The following is a 6993-nucleotide window of genomic DNA, read 5'->3' as shown; positions in this document are numbered from 1 at the left end:
TTCTGCTTGACGGTGGAGGTGAGCTCTTCCATGGAGGAGGCGGTCTCTTCGAGGGAAGAGGCCTGTTCCTCGGTACGCTGGGAGAGGTTGGTGTTACCGGCGGCGATTTCCTTGGCGGCGGTGTTGATGAGGTCCGCCGAGCTCTTGATGCCGGAGATCAGGGAGTTGAGCTTGTCGATGGAGTCATCGACAGCTTCCTGCAGGACCTTGAAGTCGCCCTGGTAGTTGCCCTGGATCTTCTGCGTGAGGTCGCCCTCACTGAGCGCCACCATGACGCGCTTGACTTCGTTGACCGGGACCACGACCGCGTCGAGGGTCGCATTCACGCCTTCGACGATCTTGCGGAAATCCCCCTCGTGGCGCTTGGCATCGGCACGCGTCGCGAGCTTGCCGGCCAGCGCGGCCTCGGAGAGCATGTTGGCGTCGACCACCAGCCTGTTGACGGCGTCGATGCAGGTGTTGAGGTTGTTCTTCAGGGCGTTGAAGTCGCCCTTGTACTCGTCGGTGATCTTCTCGGGGATATCGCCGTTGGAGATGCGGTCCACGTAGCCGGCCGCCACGTTCAACGGGCCGATGACGGCGTCCAGCGTGTTGTTGACACCTTCCACGATCTCCCGGAATTCACCTTTGTGTTTGGTGGCGTCGGCGCGCGTGGAAAGCCGACCCTGGACAGCGGCCTTGGCCAGCATATTGGCGTCCGTCACCATACCCTTGACGCTCGCCTGGACCCGGTTCACGGCTTCTACCAGCTTGCCGACTTCGTCGTCGGGATTGGCGGCCTCGACCTTGAACTCGAAGTCACCCGCCGCCATCTTGTCGGCAGCATCGACCACCTGCGCGACCGGGCGGCCGAAGGAACGAGAGATCACCAGCCAGCCGATGAAGCCCGCGAGCAACAGGCCGAGCGTGGCAGAAACGACCGTAACCATTCGCTGGCGCTCGAACTGGGCCAGCGCGCCGGCATACTGATTGCCTGCAAACTCGGATTTCTGTGTCACCATCGCCTCGATGCGTGGCAGCACGTTGGTACGGAATGCAGGCAGCGTAGTGGCGATGAGAAAATCACTCGCCTCGTCGAAATTTCCGGCCTCCATCATGTTGATCACCGGAACCAGCTCATCTCGCACATAGGCGACCCGTGCGCTTTCCAGCTCAGCGGCGGCCTGGCGGCCCGCGTCGGTGGCGACATGGTTCTCAAGATACTCTTCGAGCGCCGCGATGATCTCGGCAGAACGCGCCCGCATTCTCGTGAAATGGACGTCCACCTGGTGTCCGTCCGCGAAGACGTTCTCAAGGCGCGGATCGTGTTGGGCTGCATCGAACAGCTCAATCAGGTTTTCCTTGAACGTTGACTCAATGTGCCCCAGGCTCGCGGTGCCTTCGAGGCCCATCTGGTACATGTCTTCCATTTCGACTGTCAGGGCCTGCATGCCCCGGACACCGGTGAACCCGATGCCGATCAGCACCAGGGAGAGGATGCCGAGGACTCCGTAGAGCTTGGCGGTAATGGTCAACTTCCTAAACATTTTGGTTTGCCTTCCTTCTATCGTGCGATTCAGGCGGCTGCCTGGTCCATCAGGCCCATGTCCTCAGCGGTCATGAGTTTTTCGATATCGATGATGATGATCATGCGTTCATCGACTGTAGCGATCCCGTCGATGTAGGCGGTGTCGAGGACGGTGCCGAACTCGGGAGCAGGATGGACCTGTTCGTCGGGGGCGGACGTCACATCGGAGACGGCATCCACGACCATGCCGATGACACGCTCGCCGATGTTGAGGATGATCACCACGGTGAACTCGTTGTAGGTGGCCTCACCCAGGTTGAAGCGGATGCGCATGTCGATGATCGGGACGATGATCCCGCGCATGTTGATGACGCCCTTGATGAACGCGGGCGAGTTGGCGATCTTGGTGACGGAGTCGTAGCCCCTGATTTCCTGCGCGTTGAGGATGTTCAACCCGTATTCCTCTGTGCCGAGGCGGAATGTCAGGTATTCACGCGCATCTTCTGCTCCCGGCGTCGAAGGCCGGGATACATTCTTTTCCATGGACGGTCTCAGCTGGATTTAAAGATAAGACGCCACGAGGTGCCGTCGTTAATGACTTTCCTATCGGCAAGCCAGGACGGTTCTTGAGGCGTTTTAGCCCGTGGAAAACACCTACGTTGGCGCTTGGGGCCGTTCAAACAGAAGGGGATCGCTGACAGTTCGGCTGCATCCATGACCTGCACAGCCTCGCCAAACTCGACGGAGAAGAACGCAGCATCCGCACGGAGTATCGAGTGGACTTCGGGCCAATAGGTGTTGTTTGCCGTGGTCGGTGTGAAGACGGCAATACGAAAGCCTGTTTGGCCCGGCGTGTCGTCACAGAGAACCGCTGCAGATGGGCATATCAGAAGTGCACAGGAGAGCAAGGTCTTGAAAAGACGACTCCACGGCGAGCTTTCTGGAATCCTTTCATTTTGCATGCGCAAAACCGCTCCAATGCACAAGCGCATCGATGGTGTGATAAAAGCCGGTGCAGGCCCAAGGGCAGTACCAGGCGATAAGCAATGAAACTGGTCGGCGCCCAGTTGGGATCCCGATATGACAGGAGCTCGGTTAATGAACAAGTGGGAACTTCCAGGTTCGTTCGACTACAGCGGGCGGGAGATTCGTTACGGACGCCTGGGAGAAGGCCCGCCCCTGGTGATCGTTCATGGGACGCCCTGGTCGACATTCAACCTGCGCCATTTGATCCGGGAGTTGTCCGCGCAGTACACGGTCTATTTTTACGACATGCTTGGCTATGGCCAGTCGAGCAAGGCGGAGGGTGACGTGTCGCTGGGTGTGCAGAACCACGTTCTGGACAGCTTGCTGGACCACTGGAAACTCGATGCCCCGATTATCGTCGGCCATGACTTTGGCGGCGCCACAGTCCTCAGAACCCACCTTCTCAATGAGCGGCCCTTCGAGAAGATTGTCCTTATCGACCCGGTCGCCGTCTCTCCGTGGGGCTCGCCTTTTTTCCGGCATGTCAGCGCGCATGAAGCTGCTTTTTCAGGCTTGCCGGACTTCATCCACGAAGCGGTGGTGCGATCTTATGTGCAAACGGCGGCCTTCAAGCCGCTGGAGGAGGAAACACTCCAAGGGATTATTTCGCCCTGGACCGGCCAGCAAGGCCAGGCCGCCTTCTATCGGCAGATGGCGCAGGCGGACTCCAGGTACACCGACGAGGTCCAGTTGCTTTACCCGACCATCGCCACGCCCACCTTGATCCTGTGGGGACGGGAGGATAGCTGGATCCCTCTTGAACGAGGGCAGGACCTTCACGGCATGATTCCGGATTCAGAGTTCCGCATCATTGATGATGCTGGTCACCTGGTCATTGAAGAAAAACCGGATGAGCTGGTAAAGGAAATCCTGGAGTTTATCCAGGCATGACTTTGTTCCGGAATGTGCAGCGACAACGAGGGAGACGGATCGGTGACACGCCTCAACATCTCATCGGGAGCGCCCTGGGAAACCACTGTCGGGTACTCGCGCGCCGTCAAAGTCGGCCCGTATGTGCACGTCTCGGGAACCACTGCGACAACGCCTGAAGGCGTGGTCGGCATTGAAGACCCATATGAACAGACGATGCAGGCGCTCAAGACGATCGAGATCGCGCTCGAGCAAGCCGGCGCCCGGCTAACTCACGTCGTCCGGACGCGTATCTACGTCACAGACATCTCTCGTTGGGAAGACGTTGGTCGGGCACACGGGCAATTCTTCAGGGAGATTCGTCCCGCGTCGAGCATGGTGGAGGTCAGCCGGCTGATCGCCCCTGAACTGCTCGTTGAAATCGAGGCCGATGCGTATATCGGGAATAGCTCGAGATAGGCCGGTCCCGAACGCCTCCCGTCATTCGTGGTGCCCACTGAAGCGGATCTGACGTTCCGGACTTCCATTGGCTATGTCATTAGTCAGCCGATAAGCTGCGTCGGCATCCTCATTCACATCAAGGCGCACATCAATCGTGACTCGAAAAATCATCCTGTTTTCTTTGCTGCTGTTGGCAGTGACGTTGCTTGGCGCCTGTGCCCCGCACACCGTGCGCTTGAATGGGGACTGGCAGACGAAAGAGCTCGTCGCCCAGCCTTACGAGCGGGTGCTTGTCGTGGGCATCAGCCCTGACATCAACCAGCGTTGCGCCTTTGAGAATTTCTTTGCCAGCGCTCTGCGCGATGGCGGCACGGTGGTGATGACGAGCTGCCGAGCCCTGCCGGCGCAGGCACCGCTGACCCGTGAGAACATCGAGAAGGCTGTCGCGGCGAACGATATCCAGGCAGTGCTGGCCACGATACTGGTGGCGACCCGGACCGGTCTCCGGGAAGGTGGAACCGAGGAATCGCGCGGTGATGCGTTCTATAAAGCGACGGAGTTCGGCTATGCGACAGGCTGGCATCCGGGCAGCTACGGAGTCTATGGCGTGCCCGTCGTACGCGGCAGGTTCGAAACCGCGCCGCCCATCACGACCATCGAGGGAGAAGTCGAGTTGACCACGCGCGTGTTCGACACGCGGGACGCGACTCTCGTCTACGAACTCAATACGCGCGCGCGCAATCTCGACTCAAGAATCTCCGGGCTTGCCGAGACGACCGGGCCGATGGCCGGCGAATTGCGCAAGGACGGCGTGATCCGTTAGCAAGGCACGGCGCCATACTCATTCCGTCGGAGGTACTCCCGGAATCCTGAGCGGCACCCGCAGCACGTCGGTCGGCCGCTAAAACCCCTCGACGCGCAGCGAGCTGCGCATCTGCGTCTGTCGGGCACGCATGTCGTCAAGCAACGCGCGGAACTCCGCTTCGTCGCGGTAGGCGTCGAACCAGGGCAGGTTGTCCATGGCGCGACCGTCACAGTACCCGAGCTCGACGGCTTTGCCGAGCTGCGCGTAGAGCTCGGTCCGATCCCCGCGCATGGCCGCGAGCATGGCCAGGAACTCGTGGAGGGACGCATCAGCAAAACCGGACGTTTCGCCCTCGCGGGCCAGCCGGAGCATCTCGTCCATGAGCCTGCCGGCCGTGGCCTCGTTGCCGAGCTGCACGGACGCCCAGTACACCGCCATGGCATCGCTGAGCGCACTCAGCTGCAACGGCTCCTGGTTCGGGCCGACGACGTCCGCCACCTGGGGGCCGCACAGTTCGACCACCTGCTCGTACTCACCGACGATGCTTCGCGCGTAACAGAGCTCGGCGCGCGCCTGGGGTCTTTGAGGGTTCCGCGCGTACATGGCTTCCATTTCATCGACCAGGCGGGGGTGGTCCTCGCGGCGCAGGAAGAAACCGCTCCAGTACTCGCTATTCGGGTTGAGGGCCCTGGCCTTGTCGAACCACTCGAGGGCCGCGTCCTGGTCGTCGAGCCTGAGGAACTGCCCGGCGATGCCGAGGTAAGGCCCCGGGGAGGCCGGTGCACGTTCGATCTGGGCGAGATGTGCCCGAATGGCGTCGTCGTGACGGCCGAACTGGGCATGCAGTGCGGCAAGGTTGGCATAGGCGCGCGGCGCCTCGGGATCGAGGGCCACGCCCCGACGATATACTTCCACCGCCCGGTTATAGTCGCCGAACACCGAAAGATTCGACGCATACCGGCCGAGGACGAAGAGATTTCTCGGATCCAGCTCGTACGCTTTCTCGAGGAGGCTCCGGGACTCGTCCCAGCGCTTGATGTCGTTGATGAGGAGCCCGGCCAGCCACGCATAGGTCGTAGCGTCACTGGGATCGAGCTCGATTGCGCGACGGTAGGCCGCCTCGGCACCCTCGAGGTCCTCAACATTGGCCAGCAACTGCCCGCGTGCCGCGTAGGCGAGCGCGAGTTGCGGGTCCAGTGCCAGGGCTTGCTCGGTCGCCTGTTCCACGGCCAGGCGAACTTCCTTCATGCTCTTGTCGCCGTAATAGGTGGAGAACAGGTAAGCGATCGCGAGTCCCGCGTGTGCCGGTGCATAGCCAGGATCCGCGGCAATCGCCGCCCGGAATTCCTCGATAGCCTGTTCGATCGCTTCCCTCGAGCGAACCTGCCATAGCCGGTCGCCCCGCACGAAGTGCTCGTACGCCTTTACGCTGGTCCGGTTGGACGCCAGCGCGACTTGCGAGGCGGGCGCATCGGCCGGCTGCAATGCGGCGACGACCGCATTCGCGATCTCGTCCTGCACCGCGAAGATGTCCCCCGTCGGGCGGTCGAAAGTCTTCGACCAGAGATGGCTCTGGTCCGCGACGCGGATAAGCTGGGCGATGATCCGCAGAGTTTCACCCGAGCGCTGCACGGAACCCTCGAGCACGGCGCCCACGCCAAGTTCCCGGCCGATCTCGGCGATATCGGCGTCGGTGCCGCGAAACGAGAAAGAGGACGTGCGGGCGCTCACGCGCAATCCCTGCACCTGCGCCAGCATGTGCAACAGCGTGTCGGCCAGCCCCTCTGCCAGGTGGGCCTGGTCCCGTTGGGGGCTGAAATCCTCGAAGGGGAGGACGGCGATGGAGTCGATGCTCGACGCGTCCTGCGTGGTGGCAATTTCCGGTGCTGACGCGCGCTCGGCGGCCGGAGGGCGGACGCGCTCGACGGCAACGAGCGCCACCACGGCGAGCAGCAGGACGATCACGACGATGTTCAGGCGCCTGGCGGTGTGCGCCGTGACCGATGCGTCGGGCGGCACCTCGGATTCCCGCTTGAGGCCTTCGGGGGTGAGTTCGTAGACCCAGCTGAAGATCAGCATCGGCACGAAGCCGAGCACCAGGGCCACGATGAACACTTTGAGTACCCACTCCGGGGCGCCGAAGGCGTCGGTCGCAATCTCCATGACCTGGATCAGCACCCAGGCGGCCACGAGGTAGGTGATCGCGACCCGGATTACGTTGCGGCGCTGCAGTTCAGAAAACAGGCTCATGGTCTTCCCCCATATGAGCGGGGCTCATATGCCGCGAGATACTACCATCGCCGCCTTTCCCGGGGGCGCGCCGTGCGCCGGACCCTAACTTTCT

7 protein-coding genes are annotated in these 6993 nt (G+C 61.6%); 3 read left to right on the top strand and 4 right to left on the bottom strand.

Features of this window, described 5'->3' with window-relative positions; genetic code table 11:
* The 3 genes from G6032_RS01375 to G6032_RS01365 all read right to left on the bottom strand — a co-directional run.
* The coding region (locus G6032_RS01375; protein WP_206211729.1) for a HAMP domain-containing protein at positions 1 to 1514 on the bottom strand (1514 nt) is incomplete at its 3' end.
* A 41-nt stretch (positions 1515 to 1555) separates the two neighbouring features.
* Positions 1556 to 2050: a chemotaxis protein CheW gene (locus G6032_RS01370; protein WP_165280328.1), complete on the bottom strand. Its 495-nt coding sequence runs from the start codon at positions 2048 to 2050 to the stop codon at positions 1556 to 1558.
* Positions 2051 to 2058: 8 nt separating this feature from the next.
* Positions 2059 to 2469 carry a hypothetical protein gene (locus G6032_RS01365; protein WP_165280327.1) on the bottom strand — a complete coding sequence of 137 codons (411 nt, stop codon included), beginning with the start codon at positions 2467 to 2469 and terminating at the stop codon, positions 2059 to 2061.
* 136 nt (positions 2470 to 2605) lie between these two features.
* Between G6032_RS01365 and G6032_RS01360 the strand changes: the two genes are divergently transcribed.
* From G6032_RS01360 to G6032_RS01350, 3 genes are all read left to right on the top strand, one after another.
* Positions 2606 to 3424: an alpha/beta hydrolase gene (locus G6032_RS01360; RefSeq protein WP_165280326.1), complete on the top strand. Its 819-nt coding sequence runs from the start codon at positions 2606 to 2608 to the stop codon at positions 3422 to 3424.
* A 42-nt stretch (positions 3425 to 3466) separates the two neighbouring features.
* Positions 3467 to 3862, top strand: a complete 396-nt coding sequence (locus G6032_RS01355) for a RidA family protein (protein WP_165280325.1) — start codon at positions 3467 to 3469, stop codon at positions 3860 to 3862.
* A 136-nt stretch (positions 3863 to 3998) separates the two neighbouring features.
* Entirely contained in the window at positions 3999 to 4667 is a 669-nt protein-coding gene (locus G6032_RS01350; protein ID WP_165280324.1) for a hypothetical protein, read from the top strand.
* A gap of 78 nt (positions 4668 to 4745) precedes the next feature.
* Here the strand turns inward: G6032_RS01350 and G6032_RS01345 are convergent, their stop codons facing one another.
* On the bottom strand, positions 4746 to 6899 hold the full coding sequence (locus G6032_RS01345; RefSeq protein WP_165280323.1) for a tetratricopeptide repeat protein: 2154 nt from the start codon (positions 6897 to 6899) through the stop codon (positions 4746 to 4748).
* Between the last annotated feature and the right edge of the window lie 94 nt (positions 6900 to 6993).

Origin of the sequence: Wenzhouxiangella sp. XN24 (genome assembly GCF_011064545.1) — a bacterium.
Taxonomy (GTDB): domain Bacteria; phylum Pseudomonadota; class Gammaproteobacteria; order Steroidobacterales; family XN24; genus XN24.
This window is presented reverse-complemented; position numbering and strand designations above follow the sequence as displayed.